A 24,861-nucleotide genomic window follows, 5' to 3' on the forward strand; every position below is an offset into this window, starting at 1 on the left:
CGCAGCAAAGAAAATGTCCGCTCAAAAGCGCGTTAGCTCGCGCTAACCTGGGCAACCAAGCGGACATTTCAACTTTGCCAGAAGCGGACATTTCAACTTTGCCTTTACACACCCTACACCTCTTAGAGCTTGCGGGCCGGGGTGCTGCGCCCACCCTGCTTCAGCACCAGGGTCTGCCCTTCGCGTCCGGCCACCGGCTCGAAGCTGATCTCGGCATTGACCTGGTCCGAAAAGAAGACCGTCTCGCTCAGCGGGAAGATCTCGACCTTCGATTGCCCCGTGGCCTGGGTAAAGTAACGGTCGCCCTCGCGCGTCAGCTCCAGCACGAAGCCCGGAACCAGCTCGTAGCGGCCGACGCGGGTGTCAAACGACGCGTTGGAGATCTTCACCGCCTTGCGCGCCGGCGGCGCGTCGCCGCTGCGCGGGTTCAGCACCGGACTGCCATCCTCGTGGTGCATCACGCCGGTGACCTTGCCGTTCGCGTCGCGCTGGAAGCTGAACCAGTCGAGGGCGCCGGGCACGAAGAATTCATTGGCGGATGCGGCCTTCACGGACACCGGCGGGCGGTCGCTGCGCTGCATGATCAAGCCCTCGCCGCTGCGGCGAAACACGCGCTGCACGCCCTTCTCCACCGCGTAGCTGCCGGCGACGGCGTCGAGCGCCGCGGTGTCCAGCGCCACCTCCTTGAACTCGCGGTAAGGCTTGCCGATGGCGACCGCAGCCGCCTTGCGCGCCACCACGGCCGGATTCGCCGGACCGCTGTCGCTGTTGGTCAGCACCGCGACATACACCTTCTGTTCCGGGAAGCGCAGCGCGTGCGTGGAGAAGCCGTTGATGCCGCCGCCATGGCCCATGGCCTTCTCGCCCCGCGCCGGGTTGACGTCCCAGCCATAGCCGTAGCCGGTGGTCTTGCCGTTGGCCAGGCGGTACGAAGTGAACGCTCGCTGCCAGTTGGCGGGCTTGAGCAGGCGCCCGGCGATCGCGGCGTCCCAGCGCGCCAGGTCGTCCACCGTCGACACCAGCGAGCCGGCCGCATAGGGCTGGGTCATGCTGAGCGGCCTTGCGGGACCGAAGCCCTGCTCGGTGCGGCTGTGGCCGGCGGCCACCGGCGCCTTGCTCCGTCCCATGCCTTCGTAATAGGTATCCTGCATGCCGAGCGGCTTGAAGATGCGCTGCTCGAGGAAGCCGGCATAGGTCTGGCCGGAGATCTTCTCGATGATCGCGCCGAGCAGGAAGTAGCCCGAGTTGTTGTAGCGGAACTGGCTGCCCGGTTCGAATTCGAGCGGGTCGTTCTTGAAGGTGTCGATCATCTGCGCCACGCTCATGTCCTGCGCCATGCCGGCGACGTAGCCCGGCTTGCCCGTGTAGCTCGGGATGCCCGAGGTATGCGTGAGCAGGTGCTCGATGGTGATCCGCTTGCCCTTGTCGGGAAAGTCCGGCAGGTACTTGGCGATGTCGTCGTCGAGCGACAGCTTGCCGTCTTCCGCCAGCATCAGGATGGCGGTCGAGGTGAATTGCTTGGTGATGGAACCGAGGCGCAGCGCCATGTCGGGCGTCATCCTGACGCCCTTCGCCGTATCGGCCATGCCATAGGCGCGGCGCAGCACCGGCTTGCCGTCCTTGACCACGATGACCGTGGCGCCCGGCGCGTCGGACTTGAAATGGGGCGCGAGGACGGCGTCGATGCGGCCGGCCAGCTTGTGTTCGGCGAGCGCGCTCCCGGCGCCGGCATCCTGGGCCAGGACGGCGTGGGGTTGGCACAGGAGCAGCACGGCAGCGCACATGGCGGTACGAAACAGCATGATCGGGTCCCTTTCGTTGTTGTGGAAACTGAACGAAAGGATATGCCCAGCCTTGCCCCGATGGCAAAGGCCGGGCGATGAACAGCCGTTTATGCGGACCAGACCGTCAAATCCGGCGACCGCTGAAACTGCGGCTGCCCTGCTTGAACATCATGCTTTGCCCCTCGAAGCTGATCTCGGCGTCGACATCGCGGGAGAAGAAGCGGGTCTCGCTCAGCGGGAAGATTTCAACGCGGCGCTGGCCGGTCGGGAGCACGAAATAGCGGCTGCCCTCGCGGGTGACGTCGAACGCCATGCCCGGCTGGATCTCGTAGCGGCCTACGTGCGCATCGAAGGCCGCGTCGGCGATCTTCGCCACGATGCGCGGCGGCGGCGCCTCGCCGCTGCGCACGTGCGCCTGCGCCCTGCCGTCCACGTGGTAGGTCACGCCCGTCACCTTGCCCGTGCTGCCGCCACCCTCGCGCTGGAACACGAACCAGTCCGCCGTATCCGGCACGAAGAATTCGTTGGCCGACATGGGCTTCAGCACCAGGGGCCCGCGGGCCGGACGCTGCAGGGAGAGGAACTCGCCGTCGCGGCGGAAGACGCGCTGCGTGTCCTTGTCCAGGGTGTACACGCCGGCCACCTGGTCGATGGCGGCGGCATCGAGCGCCACTTCCCTGAATTCCGGAAGCGGCTTGCCCATGGCAACCGCTGCCGCCCTGCGCGCCACCACGTCCGGCACCACCATGCCGGCGTCGCCGTTGGTCAGCACCGCCACGTACACGCCCTTGCTCGGTACGCGCAGGCCATAGGAGCGGAAGCCGCGTGTGGAACCGCTGTGGCCGATGGTCGGTTCGCCCTGGATCAGGGTCAGCTCCCAGCCGTAGCCATAGTTGCTGTCCTTGCCGTCGCTCAGGCGGTAGTTCGTGAAGGCGCGCTGCCAGGTGGCCGGCTTGAGCAGCTTCGTGCCGACCGCCGCATCCCATTTCGCCAGGTCGTCCACGGTGGAGACCAGCTCGCCTGCGGCGTAGGACTGGTTCTTGCCGAGCTGGCGGGCCGGGCCGAAGCCTTTAGGGAGCGGCGAGTGGCCGGCGGCGCTCGGCCACTTCTGGCGTTCGTAACCCTCGTAGGCGGTGTTGTCCATCCCGAGCGGCACGAAGATGCGCTGCTCGAGGAAGGCGTGGTAGGGCTGGCCGGAGACCTTTTCGATGATCGCGCCGAGCAGGTAGTAACCCGAGTTGTTGTAGCGCCAGGCGCTGCCCGGCTCGAACTGCATCGGATCGTTCTTGAAGGAGTCGATCTGGGCGGCTACCGTAATGTCTTGTGGCGCTCGCTGCGGAAAACCCAGTTTGCCGGTGTAGCTGACGATGCCCGAGGTATGGGTGAGCAGGTGCTCGATGGTGATCTTCTTGCCCTGGGTCGGGTAGTCGGGCAGGTATTTGGTGATCTCGTCCTCGACCGACAGCTTGCCCTCGTCGGCCAGCAGCAGGATGGCGGCCGCGGTGAACTGCTTGGTCATCGAGCCGATACGAAGGGTCATCTCGGGCGCCATCTTTGTGCCCTTCGTCGTATCGGCCATGCCATAGGCGCGGCGCAGGACGGTCTGGCCATCCTTCACGACCAGGACCACGCCACCAGGCGCTTCGGCAGGGAAATAGGGAGCGACGGTGGCGTGCAGGCGGAAGGACAGGTCGTCCAGGGCGCGCTTGCTCAGCGGCTTGGCTGGCGCGGTATCGGCGGCAAGGACAGCGTGCGGCGCGCACAGGAGCAGCGCGGCAGTGCAGAGGGCGGTGCGGATGAACATGGTCGGCATTCCTTTTTTGTTGTGGAGTGCCGCGACTGTATGTGCGTGGGTGCTGCTGTCGCAATCGATCCCCGACCAGTGGAAGCGCGGATGGGGCGAATGGTTGCTATCCGGGGGCGAACGGGACCGCTCCGGGGCGTCTAGGGAAGCCTGGCGTAGGTGAGGAACAGCCAGGTGACGGTCATGACGAGGATGCCGGTGACGGTGACGCAGGAGCCGGTGAAGAACAGTGCCGACAGCAGCGTGGCGGACATGACGCGCTCGAACAGGAAGCCGAGCGCGAAGTCGAAAGTGGCCAGGACCGACCAGCGCCGCATGTAGACCGGCAGGTAGCGGCTCATGCGCCGGTTGTGTTCGCGCGCGGCATGGCGTTCGTAGAGGTCGCGCGCAGCACTCACGTCGCGGAACAGCCAGTCGAAGAAGAGGAAGCGGTACAGGGTCTGGCCGAAGCGGTCTTCCGCCGCCAGGGCGTGTTGCTGTTCACGATGGTCTGGTGGAATTGCCATGGTCCGCACCGACAGGTTCTCAAGCTGAAGCAACCATACTAAGCCGGAAAACACTATCCACCCGTGCGCTGGTTAACCCTGCTGCATACGCGGTTGCTAAAAATTGCGCCAGTACAAGTACAAAACCAACCCCGGGGTCAGGTCTGACTTTCGGACACGAGCTCGACCGTATGCACGATCCAAATGCCTGCAAAGCAAGGACCAAGTGTGTGGCAAGGCAGAGCCTGTGTCCAAATGTCAGACCTGACCCCCATAAGGAAAAGGCAGCCCGCAGGCTGCCTTTTTGTACCGCAGATGCGGATGCTCAGCGTCCTTTCGAACGCAGCTTCTGAATCGCCGCCAGCTGCGCGATTGCCGCGGCCATTTCGGCTTGGGCTTTCGCGTAGTCGATCTTCGATTCCTTGTTCAGCATCAGCTCTTCGGCCTGCTTCTTTGCTTCCAGTGCCTTCGCTTCGTCCAGGTCGCCACCGCGGATCGCGGTGTCGGCCAGCACGGTCACGCCGTTCGGCTGCACTTCGAGAATACCGCCCGCGACGAAGACGAACTCTTCGCCGCCAGCTGCCGTCTGGATACGGACGGCACCTGGCCTGATGCGCGTGATCAGCGGGGTGTGCTTCGGGTAGATACCCAGCTCACCCGCTTCACCCGGCAGCGCGACGAAGGTAGCCTGGCCGGAGAAGATCTGCTCTTCGGCCGAAACCACGTCCACTTGCATAGTGTTTGCCATGTCTGTCCTTCAGCTAGGGAAGCCGGCTTAGGCAGCCAGTTTCTTGGCTTTCTCGATTGCTTCCTCGATGGTGCCGACCATGTAGAAGGCCTGCTCCGGCAGGTGGTCCAGTTCGCCCGACGCGATCATCTTGAAACCCTTGATCGTGTCTTTCAGCGAAACGTACTTGCCCGGCGAGCCGGTGAACACTTCAGCGACGTGGAAAGGCTGCGACAGGAAACGCTGCATCTTGCGTGCACGGGCGACGACCAGTTTGTCTTCCGGCGCCAGTTCGTCCATGCCCAGAATCGCGATGATGTCGCGCAGTTCCTTGTAGCGCTGCAGGGTGCCCTGCACGGCGCGCGCGGTGTTGTAGTGCTCTTCACCGACGACCAGCGGGTCCAGCTGGCGCGAGGTCGAGTCCAGCGGGTCGACTGCCGGGTAGATACCCAGCGAAGCGATGTCACGCGACAGAACGACGGTCGAGTCCAGGTGGGCGAAGGTGGTTGCCGGCGACGGGTCGGTCAAGTCATCCGCAGGGACGTACACGGCCTGGATCGAGGTGATCGAACCGGTCTTGGTCGAGGTGATGCGCTCCTGCAGGCGGCCCATCTCTTCGGCCAGGGTCGGCTGGTAACCCACCGCGGACGGCATACGGCCCAGCAGTGCCGACACTTCGGTACCGGCCAGGGTGTAACGGTAGATGTTGTCGACGAAGAACAGGACGTCCTTGCCTTCATCGCGGAAGGCTTCCGCCATGGTCAGGCCGGTCAGCGCGACGCGCAGGCGGTTGCCCGGCGGTTCGTTCATCTGGCCGTAGACCATCGCCACTTTCGAGTTGGTCGGGTTTTCCAGGTCGACGACCTTGGCGTCCGCCATCTCGTGGTAGAAGTCGTTACCTTCACGGGTACGCTCACCCACGCCGGCGAACACGGACAGACCCGAGTGCGCTTTTGCGATGTTGTTGATCAGTTCCATCATGTTGACGGTCTTGCCGACGCCGGCGCCGCCGAACAGGCCGACCTTGCCGCCTTTTGCGAACGGGCAGACCAGGTCGATCACCTTGATGCCGGTTTCCAGCAGGTCGGTCGATGGCGACAGCTCGTCGTAGGCCGGTGCATCGCGGTGGATCGACGCCATGCGCTCGTGGCTGACCGGACCGCATTCGTCGATCGGGTTGCCCAGCACGTCCATGATGCGGCCCAGGGTCGGGGTGCCGACCGGGACCATGATCGGCTTGCCGGTGTTCTGGATGATCATGCCGCGGCGCAGGCCTTCCGAACTGCCCAGTGCAATGGTACGGACCACGCCGTCGCCCAGCTGCTGCTGGACTTCCAGGGTCAGTTCCGAACCTTCCATTTTCAGTGCGTCGTACACTTTCGGCATGGCGTTACGCGGAAATTCCACGTCGACCACGGCGCCGATACACTGAACGATTTTGCCATCAGCCATTTTCGTTCCTTCAGATATAGTTAAATTCTTATACGTTGATCGTGAAAAACTCAGTCAGTTATAGTCAGTTGGGGACAGAGTACCGCTCGCTATGCTCGCTTAACTCTTTCCCGCAAATGATTTAAACCGCTGCTGCGCCCGACACGATCTCGGAGAGTTCTTTGGTAATCGCTGCCTGGCGGGTCTTGTTATAGACCAGCTTCAGGTCGCTGATGACACTACCGGCGTTGTCGCTCGCTGCCTTCATCGCCACCATGCGCGCCGATTGCTCGGACGCCAGGTTTTCTGCAACCGCCTGGTACACCAGCGCTTCCACGTAACGCACCAGCAGTTCGTCGATGACGACGGCCGCTTCGGGTTCGTAGATGTAGTCCCAGCTGATACCGCCCTTGTCCGCTTCCATGTGCTTGGCCGGCAGCGGGAGCAGTTGCTCGACCATCGGTTCCTGCTTCATGGTGTTGATGAACTTGGTGTAGCACAGGTAGACAGCGTCGAGCTTGCCTTCCTGGTACGCGTCCAGCATCACTTTGACCGGGCCGATCAGCTTGTCCAGGTGCGGGGTGTCGCCGAGCTGGGTCGCCTGCGACACGACCTTCATGCCCATGCGGTTCAGGAAGCCCAGGCCCTTGTTGCCGATGGCAACCGCCTCGACGGTATTACCTGCCTGCTCCATCTCGCGCGCCTTCAGCGTCACCTGGCGCAGCACGTTGGTGTTCATGCCGCCGCACAGACCCTTGTCGGTCGTGACGACGATGAAACCCACGGCCTTCGCCTTCACATCCTTGGCTTGCGCCATGAACGGGTGCGTGTACTCCGGGTTTGCGCCGGCAAGATTGGCGGTGATGTTACGAACCTTGTCACTGTAGGGACGGGCGGCGCGCATGCGGTCCTGCGCCTTGCGCATTTTCGATGCGGCGACCATTTCCATCGCCTTGGTGATCTTCTTCGTATTCTCTACGCTCTTGATCTTGCCACGAATCTCTTTGCCTACTGCCATGAGTCCTTACTCCTTCCGCGCACCGGCGCTGTGCTCACACGACGCCGGCTTGACGATTAATATGCGCCGGATTTTTTGAAATCAGCAATGGCGGCGGCCAGCGCAGCTTCGCCGTCCTTGTCCAGTTGCTTGGTTTCGTCGATCTTCGACAGCAGTGCAGCGTGGCTCGACTTCAGGAAGTTGTGCATGCCGTGCTCGAACGGCAGCACTTTCTTGACTTCGATGTCGTCCAGGTAGCCCTTGTTGACGGCGAACAGCGATGCGGCCATCAGCGAGGTCGACAGCGGCGAGAACTGCGGCTGCTTCAGCAGCTCGGTCACGCGCGCGCCGCGGTCCAGCTGCTTGCGGGTCGATTCGTCCAGGTCCGATGCGAACTGCGCGAATGCAGCCAGTTCACGGTACTGCGCCAGGTCGGTACGGATACCGCCCGACAGGCCCTTGATGACCTTGGTCTGGGCGGCGCCACCGACGCGCGACACCGAGATACCGGCGTTGATCGCAGGACGGATACCGGCGTTGAACAGCGAGGTCTCCAGGAAGATCTGGCCGTCGGTAATCGAAATCACGTTGGTCGGCACGAATGCCGAAACGTCGCCTGCCTGGGTTTCGATGATCGGCAGTGCGGTCAGCGAACCGGTCTTGCCGGTGACGGCGCCGTTGGTGAACTTCTCGACGTAGTCGGCGTTCACGCGGGCTGCGCGCTCGAGCAGACGGCTGTGCAGGTAGAACACGTCGCCCGGGTAAGCTTCGCGGCCCGGCGGACGGCGCAGCAGCAGCGAAATCTGGCGGTAGGCAACTGCCTGCTTCGACAGGTCGTCGTACACGATCAGCGCGTCTTCGCCGCGGTCGCGGAAGTATTCGCCCATCGCGCAGCCCGAGTAGGCCGAGATGTACTGCATCGCTGCCGATTCCGAAGCGGAGGCGGCGACCACGATGGTGTACTCCATCGCGCCGTGCTGTTCCAGCGAACGGACGATGTTCTTGATGGTCGATGCCTTCTGGCCGATCGCGACATACACGCAGGTGACGCCCTGGCCCTTCTGGTTGATGATCGCGTCGACTGCGACAGCCGACTTGCCGGTCTGGCGGTCGCCGATGATCAGCTCGCGCTGGCCACGGCCGATCGGCACCATCGCGTCGATCGACTTGATACCGGTCTGCATCGGCTGCGAGACGGATTCACGGGCGATGACGCCCGGCGCGATCTTTTCGATCGGCGCGGTCAGGGTGGTAGCGATCGGACCCTTGCCGTCGATCGGCTGGCCCAGTGCGTTGACCACGCGGCCACGCAGTTCCGGACCGATCGGCACTTCCAGGATGCGGCCGGTGGTCTTGACGGTGTCGCCTTCCGAGATGTGCTCGTAGGCGCCCAGGATGACGGCGCCGACGGAGTCGCGCTCGAGGTTCATCGCCAGGCCGAAGGTGTTGCCGGGGAATTCCAGCATCTCGCCCTGCATCACGTCCGACAGACCATGGATGCGGCAGATACCGTCGGCGACGGAGATCACCGTGCCTTGATTGCGAACGTCAGCCGAACCTTCCAGACCCTGGATGCGGCTCTTGATCAGTTCGCTGATTTCAGAAGAATTAAGTTGCATGAGTGCTAACTCCAAATGTTTTTGATGCGTAGGGCAAGGGCGCTGGCGCCGGCAAGTGTCTAACGATCCGCTTACTTACGATTACGCGGTCAGCGCAACTTGCATCTGTTGCAGCTTGGCGCGAACCGAGGTATCGAGCACTTCGTCGCCGACCACCACGCGCACACCACCGATCAGCGATGCATCCACTGTCACCGTTGGGTTCAGCTTGCGGCCAAATTTCTTTTCCAGCGTAGCGACCAGCTGGGCCAGCTGGTCACCCGAGATCTCGAAGGCGCTGAAGATCGTCGCATCGGCGGCGCCTTCGTTGGCGTTCTTCAGGGCCGCGAACTGGGCGGCGATTTCGGGCAGCAGGGTGACGCGGCCATTTTCGGCCAGCATCGCGATAAAGTTTTGCGCTTGCGCGCTCAGCGGCGACTTGACCAGGGACGCAATCGTGTCGGCCAGCTGGGCGGGCGTGACGTTCGGGTTGCTGGCGAAAGCCTGCACGTCCGGATTGGCGCCGATCTGGCCCAGCTCGGCAGTAACGGCCGAGAGGGCGGCCATGTCGCCGGACTGGGCGACACGGAACAGCGCTTCGGCGTAGGGACGGGCGACGGTTGCGAGTTCAGCCATGATCAGAGCTCGGTCGACAGTTTCGACAGCAGGTCGGCATGGACCGCTGGGTTCACTTCGCGCTTCAGGATCTGCTCGGCGCCCTGCACTGCCAGTGCGGCTACCTGGCCACGCAGTTCTTCACGGGCGCGGGTCACTTGCTGCTCGGCGTCAGCCTGGGCGGCAGCGACGATACGGGCGGCTTCTTCGTTGGCGGTCTGCTTGGCTGCTTCGATGATCTGGGCGGCGCGCTTTTCGGCGTCGGTGATGCGCTTCTGGACTTCGTCACGGGCGCCTGCCAGTTCGACCTGCACGCGCTTTTCGGCAGCGGCCAGGTCGGCCTTGCCACGATCGGCCGCAGCCAGACCGTTGGCGATCTTCTCGGCGCGCTCGTCGAGCGCTTTCATCAGCGGTGGCCACACGAATTTCATCGTGAACATCGCAAGGATGAAGAAGACGGCGAACTGGGCAAACAGGGTTGCGTTAAGGTTCACGGTATATTCCTTCTCACAAAAACGGATGCCGAACCGCGATGGTTCGGCCCTTCAAAACCTGCGTGTGCCGCTTAGCCGGTGAACGGATTAGCGTAGGCGAACAGCATGGCGATACCGACGCCGATCAGGAATGCCGCGTCGATCAGACCGGCCAGCAGGAACATCTTGGTTTGCAGGGTGTTCATCAGTTCTGGCTGACGTGCCGAGGCTTCGAGGTATTTACCGCCCATGATAGCGATACCGATACATGCGCCGATAGCGCCGAGGCCGATGATTAAACCGCAAGCCAGTGCAATGAATGATGCGTCAGTCATGATTACTCCAAAAAGTTAAATAAAAAGCTAAATAAAAAACGACAACTTCGTTACAACCACTATCTGTTCAATCCTTGCGGCACCGATCAGTGGCCTTCGTGGGCCTGACCGAGGTACACCAGGGTCAGCATCATGAAGATGAATGCCTGCAGGACGACGATCAGGATGTGGAAGATCGCCCAGATCGAGCCTGCAATCACGTGGCCAACGACACCGAAGATGGTGGCGGTCGAGCCAAGCAAAGCGATCAGGAGGAACAGCAGTTCGCCGGCAAACATGTTGCCGAACAGTCGCATTGCAAGCGACACCATCTTTGCCAGGTACTCAATGACGTTGAGCAGCAGGTTGAACGGTGCCATCCAGATGCCGAACGGCGCTGCAAACAATTCGTGGAGCCAGCCGCCCAGGCCTTTGATCTTGATGCCGTAGTACAGCATCAGGACCAGCACGCCGAGCGAGATGCCGAGGGTGCCATTCAGGTCCGCGGTGGGCACGACGCGGTGATAGGGGAACAGGTGCTCGACGCCGAGCCACTTGAAACCTTCGGCGAACAGGTCGACCGGCAGGAAGTCCAGCGAGTTCATCAGAACGACCCAGACGAACACCGTCAGCGCGGCTGGCGCGATGAAACTGCGATCACCGTGGATGATGGTCTTGGCCTGGTTATCGACCATCTCGAACAGCATTTCGACCGCGGCCTGGAAGCGCCCCGGCACGCCGGACGTGGCGCGGCGCGCCGCCATCCACATCAGCAAACACCCGGTCACGCCCATCAGGACCGACCAGAACATGGTGTCGTAATGGATGACGGAGAAATCGACCGGACCTTTCTGGTAACCATTTGCCAGGTGACCCAGGTGGTGCTTGATGTACTCGCCTGCTGTCGGCGCGTGCTGTACTGCGCCTTCTACGGTTGGATTCGCCATTGTCAATGCCTAAATAATAAGAATATGTAACTTTTCAGTGCCATGACGAACCCGGCAATCAGTGCCAGCCAGTTCAGGTCACGGTACAGCCACGCGCTTGCCGCCAGCAGGGCAAGCGTGATTGCAATCTTTATAAATTCCCAGATGAAAAACGTGGCAGGGTTGGCCCCACCCGGTCTTGCGGAAGCGGCAAACAGGCGCACTGCCATGATGCCGTTGGGCACGACACAACACAATCCGCCCAGTACTGCCGAAAACATCGCAGCCCGTCCCCCCAGCAGTGCGGCGACGAGGCCGACGACTACCGTTGCGATCAATTGCAGGGAGACAATGCGCAACATTATTGTTCTGCTTTCTCGCTGCGCAATCGGATAGTTACGGTGTGGTAATTACATGAATCAGCGGGATTATAAGTGGTTATACGGACGCGAGTCAAACGATTCTGCGCTTATAACTGGTCCGTAAAGATGTGGTGGGAGCAACAACTCGGATGCTGTTTTTCCTATCTTTTCAGACACTTAACTGATGAGCCTCCTAGGGTGGTCGGCTGTGCCGACCGCGCGTCCAAACACACTTCGCACTGGGCGAACGTGGCATGCATACGTCAGTTGAACGTGCGTTCGGCACAGCCGAACACCCTACGGCAGTGACACAATTCAGGCGCGCAGGCGCGCCAGTACGCCGTCCAGGATGTCGAGGTCCGCGAAGTCGATGATGAGCTGCCCCTTGCCTTTTGCACCCATCTTGAACATCACCGGCGTGGCCAGCTTGTCCGACAGTTCTTCTTCGAGGCGCACGATGTCGCCCGACTTTTCCTTGGCGCGTGCGGGGGACGCCGGGTTCGCGTTGTCCTCGAGCGCGCGCGCTACCAGTTTCTCGGTTTCGCGCACCGACAGGCGCTTGGCGATCACCTGGTTGGCCAGCGTGATCTGTTGCGCGCTGTCCACCGCCAGCAGGGCGCGAGCGTGGCCCATGTCAATGTCGCCGGCCATCAGCATGGTCTGTACCGGCTGGGCCAAATTAATCAGACGCAACAGGTTCGACACGGCACTGCGCGAACGGCCAACGGCTGCGGCAGCCTGTTCGTGGGTGAAGTCGAAATCGTTGATCAGGCGCTGGATGCCTTGCGCTTCTTCGAGCGGGTTCAGGTCTTCGCGCTGGATGTTCTCGATCAGGGCCATGGCCGCGGCCGACTGGTCGTCGACCTCGCGCACCAGCACCGGGATTTCTTCCAGGCCGGCCATCTGCGCGGCGCGGAAGCGCCGTTCGCCGGCAATGATCTCGTAGGCGACGGCGGAGCCGTCGGAAAGCGCGCCCTCCCCCAGCGGCCGCACCAGCACCGGCTGCATGATGCCCTGGGTCTTGATCGAGGCGGCCAGCTCGCTCAGCGAGGTTTCGTCCATGCGGGTGCGTGGCTGGTACTTGCCGGCCTGCACTTGGGTAATCAGTAGCGACGAGGGCGCCTTGACCGGGGCCGGCTGGCTGTCGCCGCCGAGCAGTGCGTCGAGGCCGCGTCCGAGGCCCTTGAGTTTTTTGGTAGCCATATAGTCTCAGCTTTCAGTACTTGTTTTATTGTTCACATCGTCTTGATGCGCTCGACCATCTCGGCGCCGAAGGCGATATACGCCTGCGCGCCTTTCGAGGAAGGATCGAACACCACGCCCGGCATCCCGTACGAGGGGGCCTCGGCCAGGCGCACGTTACGCGGAATAATGGTTTTGAAGACCTTGTCGCCGAAGTGCTGTTCGAGCTGACTCGACACCTGCTGCGACAGCGTCATGCGCGGATCGAACATCACCCGCAGGAGGCCGATGATGCGCAGGTCGGTATTCAGGTTGGCGTGCACCTTCTTGATCGTATTGACCAGGTCGGACAGTCCCTCCAGCGCGTAGTACTCGCACTGCATCGGAATGATCACGCCATGCGCCGAGCACAGGCCGTTCAGGGTCAGGAGCGACAGCGCCGGCGGGCAGTCGACCAGGATGAAGTCGTAGTCCTTGTCCACCGCCGCCAGCGCGTCCTTGAGGCGGCGTTCACGGTTCTCGAGCGCCACCATCTCCACCTCGGCGCCGGCCAGCTCGCGGTTGGCGGGCAGGACGTCGAAGCGCCCCGACTCGGAACGCAGGCGTGCGCCGGCGACGTCCGCCTCGCCCAGCAGCACCTGGTAGATCGAGCCTTCCAGCGCAGCCTTGTTGATGCCCGCACCCATCGTGGCATTGCCCTGCGGGTCGAGGTCGACCAGCAGCACGCGCTGGTTCAGCTTGGCCAGGCCAGCCGACAGGTTGACGGTGGTGGTGGTCTTGCCGACCCCGCCCTTCTGGTTCGCTACGCAAAAAATCTTCGCCATCTATTCTTATCCGTGGAAGCCAAGGTGGTATACCGTTCATATCGTACAAACCATTTTAACGGTTCGTATTTTATAAACGATATAAACTATTTATACCGTTTATTTTGTTTATTCTGAACCTGCGGAGGACTTTTCGACGAAGATGAGGTGACGCTCCGCTTCCAGTCTTGGAACCTGCAATGGCTGCAAACCGCTGATTTTCCACTGCGCCGGTATGCGCTCCTGCTCTTCTGCTGGCGCAGTGCCTTTCAGGGCGATGAACCTGCCGCCCTCCGCCAGAAGGTGTCCCGACCAGTTCAAAAAATCCGTCAGGTCGGCGAACGCGCGCGAGGTAATGACGTCAAACTTGTCGCCCAGGGGTGCGGCAAGCCCCAGATCCTGTACTTTCATCGTGTACACCGTCACGTTGGCCAGCTCGAGCTCCGCCTTCACCTGCTTGAGGAAGGCGGTTTTCTTGTGCACCGTGTCGATCATCGATACCTGCATGTCCGGCCGGCTGATCGCCAGCACGATGCCCGGCAACCCGCCCCCTGCCCCGACATCCAGCACGTTCCGGGCACCGGCAAAGGCCGGCACCGCGGCAAGCGAATCGAGCAGGTGGTGGGTCACCATCTGCATCGGGTCGCGCAAGGAAGTCAGGTTGTAGACACCGTTCCACTTGTTCATCAGCGCGAGGTAATCGAGCAACTGGTCCTGCTGGGTGCCGGATACGTCGAGCTGCATCTCGGCGATGCCGTCGGCAAGCACCTGCGCCAGGGCGGCGCGGTCGAAGTATTTCATTCGGCCTGCTCCACCGGCGCGCCGGTAAAGCCTTTGGCGCCGCGTTTTTTCAGGTGCACCAGCAGCAGCGAGATCGCCGCCGGCGTCACGCCCGAGATGCGCGAAGCCTGGCCCAGGGTTTCCGGACGCTGTTTATCGAGCTTCTGGCGCACCTCGATCGACAGCGCAGCGATCTCCAGGTAATTCAGGTTCTCGGGCAGCTTCAGGTTCTCGTAGTGGTCGTGGCGCTCGACTTCGCGTGCCTGGCGGTCGATGTAGCCGGCGTATTTCAGCTGGATCTCGACCTGCTCTTTCACGGCCGGATCCGCCGCGCCCGGGCCGGCCAGGGGCAGGCCCTCGACGCCCGTCATGCTCATCAAGCTGTCGTACTGCACCCCCGGACGGCGCAGCAGGTCCGCCAGGTTGTACTCGCGTTCGATCGCCTGCCCCACCACGCGCTCGGACTCGGCAGCAGCCAGGATGCGCGGGTTGACCCAGGTCGAGCGCAGGCGCTCGAGTTCGCGCGCCACCGATTCGCGCTTCGTCTCGAACGCGGCCCACTGGGCGTCGCCGACGATGCCGAGCTGGCGGCCGATCTCGGTCAAGCGCATGTCGGCATTGTCTTCACGCAGCGACAGGCGGTACTCGGCGCGGCTGGTGAACATGCGGTAGGGTTCGGCCACACCCTGGGTGGTGAGGTCGTCGACCAGCACGCCGAGGTAGGCTTCCGAGCGGCCCGGCGTCCAGGCGTCCTTGCCCTGGGTCTGCAGCGCCGCGTTCAGGCCGGCCAGCAGGCCCTGCGCGGCCGCTTCCTCGTAGCCCGTGGTGCCGTTGATCTGGCCGGCAAAGAACAGGCCCTTGATCGCCTTGGTCTCCAGCGAGGCCTTCAGGCCGCGCGGGTCGTAGTAGTCGTATTCGATCGCGTAGCCCGGACGCAGGATGAAGGCGTTTTCCATGCCGCGCATCGAGCGCACCAGTTCCAGCTGCACATCGAACGGCAGGCTGGTCGAGATCCCGTTCGGGTAAAACTCGTTGGTGGTGAGGCCTTCCGGCTCCAGGAAGATCTGGTGCGACTCTTTTGAAGCGAAGCGGTGGATCTTGTCTTCGATCGACGGGCAGTAGCGCGGTCCTACACCCTCGATGACGCCGGTGTACATCGGGCTGCGGTCAAGGCCGTTGCGGATGATCTCGTGGGTCTTCTCGTTGGTGTGCGTCACCCAGCACGGCACCTGGCGCGGGTGCATGGCGGTCGTGCCCATCACCGAGAACACCGGCACCGGGTCGAGGTCGCCCGGCTGTTCCGACAGCACCGAGAAGTCGATGCTGCGTCCATCGATGCGCGGCGGCGTGCCGGTTTTCAGGCGGCCCTGCGGCAGTTTCATTTCCTTCAGGCGGCTCGACAGCGACACCGCCGGCGGGTCGCCGGCGCGGCCGCCTGAATAACTCTGCAGGCCAACGTGGATCTTCCCGTCCAGGAAGGTACCGGCCGTGAGCACAACGGCGCGAGCGCGGAACTTCAGTCCCACCTGCGTGACGGCGCCGACGACGCGGTCGCCTTCGAGCATCAGGTCTTCCACGGCCTGCTGGAACAGCCACAGGTTCGGCTGGTTTTCCAGGCGCGAGCGAATCGCCGCCTTGTACAGGACACGGTCGGCCTGGGCGCGGGTAGCGCGCACGGCCGGACCCTTGGACGAATTCAGGATACGGAACTGGATACCCGACTCGTCGGTGGCAATTGCCATGGCGCCGCCGAGGGCGTCGACCTCCTTGACGAGGTGGCCTTTGCCGATGCCGCCAATCGACGGATTGCACGACATCGCGCCGAGGGTTTCGATGTTATGGGTCAGCAGCAGGGTCGTTTGACCTGTGCGTGCGGACGCTAGCGCAGCTTCGGTACCGGCATGGCCGCCGCCGACGACGATGACGTCGAATTCAGTAGGAAATAACATGATGGAGAGTGGGGCGAGGAGACTAATGCGCAATTATAGATTCTTTTTTCTCGCGGAAGTTTTTGAGGGACCGAAAACGACAGAATTTGTTTCACGTGGAACAGTTGCTAACATCGCCGCCGGATGTTTCACGTGGAACAAAAACAAAAAGCCGGGAAAACCCGGCTTCGCTGTTCCACGTGAAACAATCACCAGCCTATCTTGGTGAAGGCGTCATATGCGGTCTTGACGATGAGTGCCGACACGACGACAAGGAACAACTTGCGCACGAAACCGCTGCCATGCTTCAGCGCCAGCCGCGTACCGATCAGCGAGCCCACCACCTGGCAGGCTGCCATCATCAAGCCGAGCTGCCACAGCAAGTGCCCGCTGTACCCAAACCACAGCAGCGCCGAGAAGTTGCAGGCAACGTTGACGATCTTTGCCGCCGCCGAGGCGCTCAGGAAATCGAAGCCGAAGAAGCGTACGAACAGGAAGATCAGGAAGCTTCCCGTCCCCGGCCCAAAGAAACCATCGTAGAAACCGATCGCGGCGCCGATGCCGATCGCCCAGTAGCGCTCGGCGAGGCCACTGTGCACCGGCGCGTGTACCGACCCAAGATCCTTCTTGGTGAACGTGTACACGGCGACCGCTACCAGGATTATCGGCAGCAGCGTACGTACAAAGTCCCCCGGCACCCGCGTCACCGTCCAGGCGCCCGCAAAGGAAAGAAGAAAGGCGGCAAGGGCCGCCGGCGCCGCGGTGCTCCACGCCACCTTCACCCGGCGCGCATAGTTCACTGCGGCGGCGCTGGTACCGAAAATGCTGGCGAACTTGTTGGTACCCAGCAGGGTTGCCGGCACCTCTCTCGGCAACACGGAAAAAATGGCGGGAATCTGGATCAGGCCGCCGCCGCCGACAACGGCATCGACCAGGCCGGCGGTAAACGCCGCGGCGCCGAGCCAAGCAAAATCAATCATGGGAAGAACGTGGAGGAATGCAGAGGCTGCATTGTACGGCAGTCCCTTCCTCCAGCAGCATCAAACTATGGCCAAGCGCGGCAACAGATAGGGTAAGCTGGTGCGATTACGACAGCACCCACCTACCATGACCGCCTTCGCTTTTAACACCGTCGCCAGCATCCTGTCCGAAGCCGGCGCCACGGCGCGCCTCGGTGCGCTTATTGCGGAACGTTTTCCCGGCACGCGCCGGCCCATCATCGTGACCGACGCAGGCTTCGTGCGCACCGGCCTGCTCGAGCTTCCCCAACTGAGCCTGGAACAGGCAGGCATGGCTGTCGCCGTCTTCTCCGACGTCGTGGCCGACCCGCCGGAAGCCGTCGTCCTGGACGCCGTCGCGGCCGCGCGCCGCCACGCGGCCGACCTGGTCGTCGGTTTCGGCGGCGGCAGCTCGATGGACGCCGCCAAGCTGGTGGCGGTACTGGCGGGATCTGTTCAGGCCCTCGGCGACATCTATGGCATCGGCAAGGTCGAAGGATCACGCCTGCCGCTGGTTCAGGTACCCACCACCGCCGGCACCGGTTCGGAGGTGACCAACATCGCCATCGTGACCACCGGCGCTACCACCAAGACCGGCATCGTCGCGCCCCAGCTGTATGCCGACCTTGCCGTGCTCGACGCGGCGCTGACCCTCGGGTTGCCGCGCGCCGTCACCGCGGCGACCGGGATCGATGCGATGGTCCATGCGATCGAAGCCTACACCAGCCGGCACAAGAAGAATCCGTTGTCGGACGCGCTGGCACGCGAAGCACTGTCCCTGTTGTCGGGCAACCTGCTGCGCGCCTGCGAGGATGGCGGCAACCTGGCCGTGCGCCAGGCGATGCTGCTCGGCGCCTGCTTGGCGGGGCAAGCCTTCTCGAATGCGCCGGTAGCGGCGGTACACGCGCTGGCCTATCCGATCGGCGGCATTTTCCATGTGCCGCACGGCCTGTCGAACGCGCTCGTGCTGCCGCACGTCATGGCCTTCAACCTGCCTGAAGCAGCAGGGCTGTATGCCGAACTGGCGCGCGTCGTCGCGCCGCAGGCTAACGGCAGCGAGGAAGCCCGCGCGCAAGCGCTCATTGGTGCAATGCAACAAACAGCGGAGAAGGCAGGCATCGAGACGCGCCTGCGCCAGGTGGGCATCCAGGAAGCCGATCTCGACCGCCTTGCGGACGACGCAATGCTGCAGACCCGGCTACTCGGCAACAACCCGCGCGAGCTCGCGCGCGCGGACGCGCGCGCCATCTACGCCGCGGCGCTATAGCACGCTGGGTTCGGGCCGGGACGCGGGCAGGAAGTCCAGCAGCAGGGCATTCAGGCGCTCGGTGGCCGACAGTTGCATCCAGTGCCCTGCTCCGTTCAGGCGCTCGTAGCGAAAGCCCGCCCGGCAGTGGTGCAGCGAATCGAGCATCTGCTTTTCGCCCAGCGCCGGGTCGCGGTCGCTCCAGACACCCATCACCGGCACTTCGACCGGACGCCAGTGGTGCGGGCGGCCCAGCTTGAGGTTGGCGCGGTAGTAATTCAGGGCCGCCGTCAGGCGCCCTTCCGGCTCCAGCGCGGCGCGCCAGATCGCCAGCTGGTCGGGACGGCGCGTCATCTGGCGCAGGAAGAACCAGTCGTTGGCGCGGATCGCATGTTCCGCCACCACCGGCATCAGGAAACCCAGGATGTACCAGAAACGCATCTGCTGACCGACCCCGGCATTGGCGATGGCTGCGGGATGTCCAGTGGACAGGGCCACGAAGCGCCCGACACGATGCGGCGCATTCATGCACAACTGCCAGCCGACCAGCCCACCCCAGTCGTGGCCGACGATCGCGGCCTTGTCCAGCCCCAGCGCATCCATCAGGCCGAGGATGTCCGCACAGAGGAATTCGACGGCATAGGCGCCCACGCCGGCCGGGGCATCGGTCTTGCCGTAGCCGCGCATGTCGGGCGCGATCACTCGCAAACCCCTGGCCGCCAGGGCGGGAATCTGGTGCCGCCAGATCTCATGGGTGTCGGGAAAGCCGTGCATCAGGATCACGGCCGGGCCCTCGCCCGCGCTGACGTAATGCATGCGCAGGCCGTGCACGTCGACAAAATGCGATTCGAGCTTCATGCCCCCTCCCATGGCTGGATAGCGCCGCTCGCGCGGCCTACCCGCGGCCACGCTCGAGCAACGCATCTATTTCCCAACGATACCACGGCGCAAGGGCAAGACCCAGACAATCCAGATCAGGCCTCGGGCAGTCCATGAGGCCGTGCCCGGCGCCATCGGTGTCCGGCCAGGATGTCCTGCGCAGCCTTTTCCGCGATCATGATGGTGGGCGAATTCGTGTTCCCCGATGTAATAAAGGGCATGATGGCCGCATCGACGACACGCAGTCCCGTGACGCCGCGCACCCGCAGGCTGCTGTCGACGACGGCCAGCGGATCGTCCGCGCGGCCCATGCGGCAGGTGCCCACCGGATGGAAGATCGTGGTGCCGACCAGGCCCGCCGCCCGCGCCAGCTCTTCCTCGGTCTGGTATTGCGGGCCGGGCAGGTATTCCTCCGGCCGGTACCTGGCCAGCGCCGGCGCGGCCACGATCCGGCGCGTCAGCGCCAGCGCCGCCGCGGCCGTCTTGCGGTCCGCCTCGGTGCTCAGGTAGTTCGGCGTGATCCTGGGCGGCGCATAGCTGTCGCCCGATGCGATGCGCACATGCCCGGTCGACGTCGGCTGCAAGTTGCACACGCTGGCGGTAAAAGCCGGGAAACGGTGCAGCGGCTCGCCGAACTTGTCGAGCGACAGGGGCTGGACGTGGTACTGCAGATCCGGCGCGGCAAGGCCTGGCGACGACCTGGCGAACGCACCGAGCTGGGAAGGCGCCATCGACATCGGCCCGCTCTGGAACAGGGCGTATTCGAGCCCGATCAGGGTCTTGCCGAACAGGTTAGTGGCGCTGGTGTTCAGGGTTTTCACGCCCTGCACCTTGAAGACCATCCGCAGTTGCAGGTGGTCCTGCAAGTTGGCGCCGACGCCCGGCAAGGCGTGCACGGGCGCGATACCGTGGCCTTGCAGCTCCTCCGGCGCGCCGATGCCGGACAGCTGCAGCAGCTGCGGCGAGCCCACCGCGCCCGCCGCCAGCAGGGTTTCCCGATGCGCCCTCGCCGTGAACGCGCGCCCGCCGCCGGTGAAGCGAATGCCGGTGCAGCGCTTCCCTTGCGGCCCGTCTTCGAACAGCAGGTGCTCGACGTGGCAGCCGGTCATGATCGTCAGGTTCGGCCGTCCCGCCGCCGGCTTCAGGAAGGCCTTGGCTGTGTTCAGGCGGATGCCGCGCCGCTGGTTGACTTCGAAATAGGCCGATCCTTCTCCGCGGCCGGCATTCAGGTCGTCGATCTTCGGGATACCGGTCTGCGCCGCCGCCTCGCGAAAGGCATCCAGGATCCGCCACGACAAGCGCTGCTTTTCCACCCGCCACTCGCCGCCCGCGCCATGCAATTCGCTCGCACCCAGGTAGTGATCCTCGCTGCGCTTGAAGAGCGGCAGCACCCTGTCCCAGCGCCAGGAGTCGTCGCCCGTGATCTCGGCCCAGCGCTCGTAGTCGGCGGGCTGGCCGCGCATGTAGATCATGCCGTTGATCGACGAGCTGCCGCCCAGGACCTTGCCGCGTGGGTAGATCAGCGCCCGCCCGTTGAGTCCCGGATCGGACTCGGTGCGGAACAGCCAGTCGGTGCGCGGATTGCCGATGCAATGCAGGTAGCCGACCGGGATGTGGATCCACATGTAGTCGTCCCTGCCGCCCGCTTCCACCAGCAGGACCTCGATCTCCGGATGACGCGACAGCCGGTTCGCCAGCACACAGCCGGACGTCCCGCCGCCGACGATGATGTAATCGTACTCGCCGGCCGATTCCACGGGCTAGCGTTCCCGCACCGCACAGCCCTGGTCCAGGAGGAGCGGACGCAAGCCGCCTTCTTCCGACCGGCGCGGCAAGGGCATTCGACACAGCACGTCGAGATCCACAGACCCTCCGTTTGTCATTCGTTGAGGCAAGCTTACCAGATCGTAAACGGAAGTCCAGAGGCCACCTGTGGATAAGCCTCTTGATATCCACAGGTCTGAAATGTGCAGAACTGGAGGCAAAATGGGTCTTGAAAATCTTGTCCAGTTTTAGCAAGCCGTCCACGCGCTAGTGCTGCACCGCCTTATACGATCGCTAAGTGAATGATTTATCAGGCGTTAACCGGCTTTTCCACAGGATGGGGCCGACGTTAACCATTACTACTACCCTGTATATACATTCTGGTTGTAAACCTTTGGAGAAGTTCGCAAAAAAAATTTTTCGCTATCGTGGCATGCCTGGCACACCAGGACTGGATCCCGGAGCGGACAGCACAGCCGAAGCACCTCCTTCCCCATTCATACCGACCACACGCGATGCCAGCTGGACGACCGGGGACAAACGGTTCACCACAATGGCCGACATCGCTGGTCAACACACCGGGCCAGGGAGATGCCGGCAGTCTGCCCGCCAACTGCACTGGGTTCTTGCTGGCTGTGGAAAACAGATGGGATATCCACAGGAACGAATGTGCAGAACAGCAGCTTATATCCATCAGCCGGAATTCTGTCCAAGTTTCCTACAGTTCAAAAACAAGCTTTGTGCAGCAGGTTGAAGCGGCCGTAAACCATTGACGCTGTGGAGAAAACTGCTCTTATCCACAAGAACATGCGCGTTTACTATTACTACCAGTTTGTATACAAACTTGTTTACTACAACAACAAAGACAAGAACGCGGATGGAAGGACTCTACGGAGCGCCTGAACCTGCCAGCCATAAACGTTGTCCTGGCAATCGCCGTCCACCAATGGAATGCCTGCATGCGCAAAGCAAAGCTGGTCGAACGCCAGGAACGGAAGCTCGCCTTGCCGTTCAGCCGTTTTTGCCGCTTCATGCCGTCCTCAATTGACGCGACTGTGGAAAAGTCGATGTATTTCCACAGGACCGGATGTGCAGAACAGCCCGGTTTTTGTCTTCCTCCAGATCTGTCCACCTTTCGTTCAAACGCCACACAAGGTTTGTGCAGGTGGTAAACGCAGCCGTAAACCGTTGATACTGTGGAGTAAACTCGAGTTATCAACAGAAGAAGGCGCGTTTACTATCTACTACCAGTTTGTATACAAACTTTAGTTAACTAATACCGTGAAGCGCAAAGGCCGTGGAAAAGCCTGCAAGCGCCGTCAAAAACGGTTTTTTGCTGGCCTCACGCCTCCAAGACAAGCAAAATGCGCACTCAAGCGTACAAAACCCTTGCCTCATGAGTTCGATCAAAGCGTGCACAAGCGTTGAACAAGCCGGCTGGCTGCAACTGCGCATCGCCTTATGGCCTGCAGACCAGGCCGAACACTTGCCGGAAATGCAGGAACTGTGTGAACAACCCGGCCGTTATGCACAGTTCATCGCGTACTCCGTGCTCGGCGAGCCCCAGGGACTCGTCGAAGTCGCGCTGCGCAGCGATTATGTGAACGGAACGGCGTCGTCTCCGGTCGGTTTCCTGGAGGGCTTGTACGTGGATCCGGCATGCCGCGGGCAGGGAATTGCCGCCCTGCTGGTCAAGACTGCCGAACAATGGGTGAGAAAACAGGGCTGCACCGAGATGGCATCCGACGCCTTGCTCGAGAATACGGCCAGCCATGCGATGCACCAGGCGCTCGGATTCGACGAAACGGAGCGCGTGGTCTATTTTCGCAAGCTGCTTTCATGACAAAATCGCCATAAACAAGGAAAAATATGCGGCTCGGGATCATCAGCGCACTGCTCGAGGAACAGATAGGGCTCGTGGAAGCCATGGAAGGGCCCGCCAGGCTCGTCCATGGCATGCGCGAGTACTGGGCAGGAACCCTGTGGGAAATCGACGCTGTGTGCGTTCTGTCGCGAATTGGCAAGGTTGCGGCGGCCATGACTGCGACAACGCTTGTGGAAAAGTTTGGAGTTACCCACATCCTGTTCACCGGCGTGGCCGGCGCCGGCGACAGAACCGTCCGGGTCGGCGACATCGTGGTGGCCGAAGCGCTGGTCCAGCACGACATGGACGCCAGCCCGCTGTTCCCGCGTTTCGAGGTGCCGCTTACCGGCCTGACGCACTTCCAGCCGGACCTGCAGCTGTCGCTGCGCCTGTCGCGCGCCGCCCATGAGTTCCTCGAGCAGGACCTGGCCGGCGCCGTCAGCGAAGGCGAGCGGCGCGAATTCCGGCTGGTGCAGCCGCGCGTGCATCGCGGCCTGGTGGCCAGCGGCGACCAGTTCATGACCGACTGCGCGCGCCTGAATGGCCTCAATGGGGCCCTCCCCGGGCTGGTGGCGGTCGAAATGGAGGGCGCCGCGGTGGCGCAGGTGTGTTACGAGCTGGGCGTGCCCTGCGCCGTGATCCGCACCGTGTCCGACAACGCCAATGCAAACGCGGCCACCGATTTCATGCGTTTCGTGAAATCGGTGGCCGCGCAATACGCTTTCCACATTACCCGGCGCGTATGCCGGGACCTGGCTGCTGCGCCGCTCTAGCCCAGCAGCGATTCCGCCGGCACGTAGTCGTAGCTCAGGTCACGGGCGACGGCTTCGTAGGTCACCTTGCCCTGGCAGACATTCAGGCCGTTGCGCAGGTGGGGGTCGAGCGCCAGCGCCTGGCGCCAGCCCTTGGTGGCCAGCGCCACGGCGTGGCCGATGGTGGCGTTGTTCAGGGCGAAGGTGGAGGTGCGCGCCACCGCGCCCGGCATGTTCGCCACGCAGTAGTGGATCACCCCGTCGACAACAAAGGTCGGGTCAGCATGGGTGGTGGCATGCGAGGTCTCGAAGCAGCCGCCCTGGTCGATCGCCACGTCCACCACCACCGCGCCCTTCTTCATGCGCCCGATCATGTCGCGGGTCACCAGCTTCGGCGCCGCGGCGCCCGGCACCAGTACGCCGCCGATGACGAGATCGGCCGACAGCACCGCTTCTTCGATCGCATGCGCGTTGGAGTAGAGCGTGGCGATACGGTTGCCGTAGACCAGGTCGAGCTGGCGCAGGCGGTCGACGTTCCTGTCGAGCACGGTCACGCGCGCGCCGGTGCCGACCGCCATCTGCAGCGCATTGGTGCCGACCACGCCGGCGCCGATGATCACCACGTGGCCTGGGGCGACACCCGGCACGCCGCCCAGCAGCAGGCCCATGCCGCCCTTGGATTTCTCCAGGTGGCTGGCGCCGGCCTGGATCGACATGCGTCCCGCCACCTCGCTCATCGGCGCCAGCAGCGGCAGGCCGCCGCCCGCGCCGGTGATGGTTTCGTAGGCGATGCAGACCGCGCCCGATTTCACCAGCGCGGCGGTCTGTTCCGGATCCGGCGCGAGGTGCAGGTAGGTATAGAGCACCTGGCCTTCGCGCAGCATCGCGCACTCAAGCGGCTGCGGCTCCTTGACCTTGACGATCATGTCGGCGCGATCGAAGATGTCCTTCGCCGTGCCCGCGATGGTGGCGCCGGCCGCCACGTACTGTTCGTCCGACAGGCCGATCTGGGCGCCGGCGCCCTGCTGCACGACGACCTCGATGCCGCGCAGGGTCAGTTCGCGCACCGAGGGCGGGGTGAGCCCGACGCGGTACTCGTGATTCTTGATCTCTTTTGGTACGCCAACAAGCATGTCTGCCTCCACGTTT

The 24,861-nt window shown here is 63.0% G+C and carries 23 protein-coding genes; 3 read left to right on the top strand and 20 right to left on the bottom strand.

The features are described 5' to 3' along the window. Positions 1 to 122 precede the first annotated feature (122 nt). From AC56KL_RS20705 to AC56KL_RS20785, 17 genes are all read right to left on the bottom strand, one after another. Complete coding sequence (locus tag AC56KL_RS20705) at positions 123 to 1,802, bottom strand: serine hydrolase (RefSeq protein ID WP_497182063.1); 1,680 nt, start codon at positions 1,800 to 1,802, stop codon at positions 123 to 125. A 106-nt stretch (positions 1,803 to 1,908) separates the two neighbouring features. After that, positions 1,909 to 3,588, bottom strand: coding sequence for a serine hydrolase (locus AC56KL_RS20710; protein WP_497182064.1), 1,680 nt, complete (start codon positions 3,586 to 3,588; stop codon positions 1,909 to 1,911). A gap of 140 nt (positions 3,589 to 3,728) precedes the next feature. Next, on the bottom strand, positions 3,729 to 4,094 hold the full coding sequence (locus AC56KL_RS20715) for a hypothetical protein (protein ID WP_497182065.1): 366 nt from the start codon (positions 4,092 to 4,094) through the stop codon (positions 3,729 to 3,731). A 304-nt stretch (positions 4,095 to 4,398) separates the two neighbouring features. Beyond that, positions 4,399 to 4,821 (bottom strand): F0F1 ATP synthase subunit epsilon, encoded by a 423-nt coding sequence (locus AC56KL_RS20720; protein ID WP_497182066.1) that lies wholly within the window; start codon positions 4,819 to 4,821, stop codon positions 4,399 to 4,401. 27 nt (positions 4,822 to 4,848) lie between these two features. Next, on the bottom strand, positions 4,849 to 6,252 hold the full coding sequence (gene atpD / locus AC56KL_RS20725) for a F0F1 ATP synthase subunit beta (protein ID WP_497182067.1): 1,404 nt from the start codon (positions 6,250 to 6,252) through the stop codon (positions 4,849 to 4,851). 121 nt (positions 6,253 to 6,373) lie between these two features. Continuing rightward, complete coding sequence (gene atpG, locus AC56KL_RS20730; protein ID WP_497182068.1) at positions 6,374 to 7,249, bottom strand: F0F1 ATP synthase subunit gamma; 876 nt, start codon at positions 7,247 to 7,249, stop codon at positions 6,374 to 6,376. 56 nt (positions 7,250 to 7,305) lie between these two features. After that, positions 7,306 to 8,847 (bottom strand): F0F1 ATP synthase subunit alpha, encoded by a 1,542-nt coding sequence (gene atpA, locus AC56KL_RS20735; protein ID WP_497182069.1) that lies wholly within the window; start codon positions 8,845 to 8,847, stop codon positions 7,306 to 7,308. Between the two features lie 81 nt (positions 8,848 to 8,928). Continuing rightward, positions 8,929 to 9,462 carry a F0F1 ATP synthase subunit delta gene (locus AC56KL_RS20740; RefSeq protein WP_497182070.1) on the bottom strand — a complete coding sequence of 178 codons (534 nt, stop codon included), beginning with the start codon at positions 9,460 to 9,462 and terminating at the stop codon, positions 8,929 to 8,931. Between the two features lie 2 nt (positions 9,463 to 9,464). Beyond that, positions 9,465 to 9,935 (bottom strand): F0F1 ATP synthase subunit B, encoded by a 471-nt coding sequence (locus AC56KL_RS20745; RefSeq protein ID WP_497182071.1) that lies wholly within the window; start codon positions 9,933 to 9,935, stop codon positions 9,465 to 9,467. Between the two features lie 71 nt (positions 9,936 to 10,006). Beyond that, complete coding sequence (gene atpE, locus AC56KL_RS20750; protein ID WP_497182072.1) at positions 10,007 to 10,249, bottom strand: F0F1 ATP synthase subunit C; 243 nt, start codon at positions 10,247 to 10,249, stop codon at positions 10,007 to 10,009. Positions 10,250 to 10,335: 86 nt separating this feature from the next. Continuing rightward, on the bottom strand, positions 10,336 to 11,175 hold the full coding sequence (gene atpB, locus AC56KL_RS20755; protein WP_497182073.1) for a F0F1 ATP synthase subunit A: 840 nt from the start codon (positions 11,173 to 11,175) through the stop codon (positions 10,336 to 10,338). A 2-nt stretch (positions 11,176 to 11,177) separates the two neighbouring features. Beyond that, positions 11,178 to 11,516: an ATP synthase subunit I gene (locus tag AC56KL_RS20760; RefSeq protein WP_497182074.1), complete on the bottom strand. Its 339-nt coding sequence runs from the start codon at positions 11,514 to 11,516 to the stop codon at positions 11,178 to 11,180. A gap of 315 nt (positions 11,517 to 11,831) precedes the next feature. Next, the gene (locus AC56KL_RS20765) at positions 11,832 to 12,719 is read right to left on the bottom strand and encodes a ParB/RepB/Spo0J family partition protein (protein WP_497182075.1); all 888 of its coding nucleotides are present in this window, start codon (positions 12,717 to 12,719) and stop codon (positions 11,832 to 11,834) included. A gap of 32 nt (positions 12,720 to 12,751) precedes the next feature. Beyond that, entirely contained in the window at positions 12,752 to 13,522 is a 771-nt protein-coding gene (locus AC56KL_RS20770; protein WP_497182076.1) for a ParA family protein, read from the bottom strand. A 108-nt stretch (positions 13,523 to 13,630) separates the two neighbouring features. Next, positions 13,631 to 14,302 (bottom strand): 16S rRNA (guanine(527)-N(7))-methyltransferase RsmG, encoded by a 672-nt coding sequence (gene rsmG / locus AC56KL_RS20775; RefSeq protein ID WP_497182077.1) that lies wholly within the window; start codon positions 14,300 to 14,302, stop codon positions 13,631 to 13,633. After that, on the bottom strand, positions 14,299 to 16,230 hold the full coding sequence (gene mnmG / locus AC56KL_RS20780) for a tRNA uridine-5-carboxymethylaminomethyl(34) synthesis enzyme MnmG (protein ID WP_497182078.1): 1,932 nt from the start codon (positions 16,228 to 16,230) through the stop codon (positions 14,299 to 14,301). The genes rsmG and mnmG overlap by 4 nt, the downstream gene beginning before the upstream one ends. A gap of 188 nt (positions 16,231 to 16,418) precedes the next feature. After that, positions 16,419 to 17,189 carry a sulfite exporter TauE/SafE family protein gene (locus AC56KL_RS20785; protein WP_497182079.1) on the bottom strand — a complete coding sequence of 257 codons (771 nt, stop codon included), beginning with the start codon at positions 17,187 to 17,189 and terminating at the stop codon, positions 16,419 to 16,421. 127 nt (positions 17,190 to 17,316) lie between these two features. Between AC56KL_RS20785 and AC56KL_RS20790 the strand changes: the two genes are divergently transcribed. Continuing rightward, positions 17,317 to 18,474, top strand: coding sequence for an iron-containing alcohol dehydrogenase (locus AC56KL_RS20790; RefSeq protein WP_497182080.1), 1,158 nt, complete (start codon positions 17,317 to 17,319; stop codon positions 18,472 to 18,474). Here AC56KL_RS20790 and AC56KL_RS20795 read toward each other — a convergent pair. After that, positions 18,469 to 19,311: an alpha/beta fold hydrolase gene (locus tag AC56KL_RS20795; protein WP_497182081.1), complete on the bottom strand. Its 843-nt coding sequence runs from the start codon at positions 19,309 to 19,311 to the stop codon at positions 18,469 to 18,471. The genes AC56KL_RS20790 and AC56KL_RS20795 overlap by 6 nt on opposite strands. 116 nt (positions 19,312 to 19,427) lie before the next feature. Beyond that, on the bottom strand, positions 19,428 to 21,089 hold the full coding sequence (locus AC56KL_RS20800; RefSeq protein ID WP_497182082.1) for a GMC family oxidoreductase: 1,662 nt from the start codon (positions 21,087 to 21,089) through the stop codon (positions 19,428 to 19,430). A gap of 1,403 nt (positions 21,090 to 22,492) precedes the next feature. On the opposite strand from AC56KL_RS20800, the gene aac(6') reads away from it, so the two are divergent. Next, positions 22,493 to 22,939 carry an aminoglycoside 6'-N-acetyltransferase gene (gene aac(6'), locus AC56KL_RS20805; protein ID WP_497182131.1) on the top strand — a complete coding sequence of 149 codons (447 nt, stop codon included), beginning with the start codon at positions 22,493 to 22,495 and terminating at the stop codon, positions 22,937 to 22,939. A gap of 83 nt (positions 22,940 to 23,022) precedes the next feature. Then, positions 23,023 to 23,733: a 5'-methylthioadenosine/adenosylhomocysteine nucleosidase gene (locus AC56KL_RS20810; RefSeq protein WP_497182132.1), complete on the top strand. Its 711-nt coding sequence runs from the start codon at positions 23,023 to 23,025 to the stop codon at positions 23,731 to 23,733. Here the strand turns inward: AC56KL_RS20810 and ald are convergent. Next, positions 23,730 to 24,845 (bottom strand): alanine dehydrogenase, encoded by a 1,116-nt coding sequence (gene ald / locus AC56KL_RS20815; RefSeq protein WP_497182083.1) that lies wholly within the window; start codon positions 24,843 to 24,845, stop codon positions 23,730 to 23,732. The genes AC56KL_RS20810 and ald overlap by 4 nt on opposite strands. Positions 24,846 to 24,861: the final 16 nt, after the last annotated feature.

The sequence above is a fragment of the Telluria sp. ZB4P34 genome (assembly GCF_059686055.1).

Excerpts from the sequence above, each read along its gene's own strand:
- AC56KL_RS20705 (WP_497182063.1), bottom strand. The coding sequence starts at position 1,802 with ATGCTGTTTCGTACCGCCATGTGCGCTGCCGTGCTGCTCCTGTGCCAA.
- AC56KL_RS20710 (WP_497182064.1), bottom strand. The coding sequence starts at position 3,588 with ATGTTCATCCGCACCGCCCTCTGCACTGCCGCGCTGCTCCTGTGCGCG.
- AC56KL_RS20715 (WP_497182065.1), bottom strand. The coding sequence starts at position 4,094 with ATGGCAATTCCACCAGACCATCGTGAACAGCAACACGCCCTGGCGGCG.
- AC56KL_RS20720 (WP_497182066.1), bottom strand. The coding sequence starts at position 4,821 with ATGGCAAACACTATGCAAGTGGACGTGGTTTCGGCCGAAGAGCAGATC.
- atpD (WP_497182067.1), bottom strand. The coding sequence starts at position 6,252 with ATGGCTGATGGCAAAATCGTTCAGTGTATCGGCGCCGTGGTCGACGTG.
- atpG (WP_497182068.1), bottom strand. The coding sequence starts at position 7,249 with ATGGCAGTAGGCAAAGAGATTCGTGGCAAGATCAAGAGCGTAGAGAAT.
- atpA (WP_497182069.1), bottom strand. The coding sequence starts at position 8,847 with ATGCAACTTAATTCTTCTGAAATCAGCGAACTGATCAAGAGCCGCATC.
- AC56KL_RS20740 (WP_497182070.1), bottom strand. The coding sequence starts at position 9,462 with ATGGCTGAACTCGCAACCGTCGCCCGTCCCTACGCCGAAGCGCTGTTC.
- atpE (WP_497182072.1), bottom strand. The coding sequence starts at position 10,249 with ATGACTGACGCATCATTCATTGCACTGGCTTGCGGTTTAATCATCGGC.
- atpB (WP_497182073.1), bottom strand. The coding sequence starts at position 11,175 with ATGGCGAATCCAACCGTAGAAGGCGCAGTACAGCACGCGCCGACAGCA.
- AC56KL_RS20760 (WP_497182074.1), bottom strand. The coding sequence starts at position 11,516 with ATGTTGCGCATTGTCTCCCTGCAATTGATCGCAACGGTAGTCGTCGGC.
- AC56KL_RS20765 (WP_497182075.1), bottom strand. The coding sequence starts at position 12,719 with ATGGCTACCAAAAAACTCAAGGGCCTCGGACGCGGCCTCGACGCACTG.
- AC56KL_RS20770 (WP_497182076.1), bottom strand. The coding sequence starts at position 13,522 with ATGGCGAAGATTTTTTGCGTAGCGAACCAGAAGGGCGGGGTCGGCAAG.
- rsmG (WP_497182077.1), bottom strand. The coding sequence starts at position 14,302 with ATGAAATACTTCGACCGCGCCGCCCTGGCGCAGGTGCTTGCCGACGGC.
- mnmG (WP_497182078.1), bottom strand. The coding sequence starts at position 16,230 with ATGTTATTTCCTACTGAATTCGACGTCATCGTCGTCGGCGGCGGCCAT.
- AC56KL_RS20785 (WP_497182079.1), bottom strand. The coding sequence starts at position 17,189 with ATGATTGATTTTGCTTGGCTCGGCGCCGCGGCGTTTACCGCCGGCCTG.
- AC56KL_RS20790 (WP_497182080.1), top strand. The coding sequence starts at position 17,317 with ATGACCGCCTTCGCTTTTAACACCGTCGCCAGCATCCTGTCCGAAGCC.
- AC56KL_RS20795 (WP_497182081.1), bottom strand. The coding sequence starts at position 19,311 with ATGAAGCTCGAATCGCATTTTGTCGACGTGCACGGCCTGCGCATGCAT.
- AC56KL_RS20810 (WP_497182132.1), top strand. The coding sequence starts at position 23,023 with ATGGAAGGGCCCGCCAGGCTCGTCCATGGCATGCGCGAGTACTGGGCA.
- ald (WP_497182083.1), bottom strand. The coding sequence starts at position 24,845 with ATGCTTGTTGGCGTACCAAAAGAGATCAAGAATCACGAGTACCGCGTC.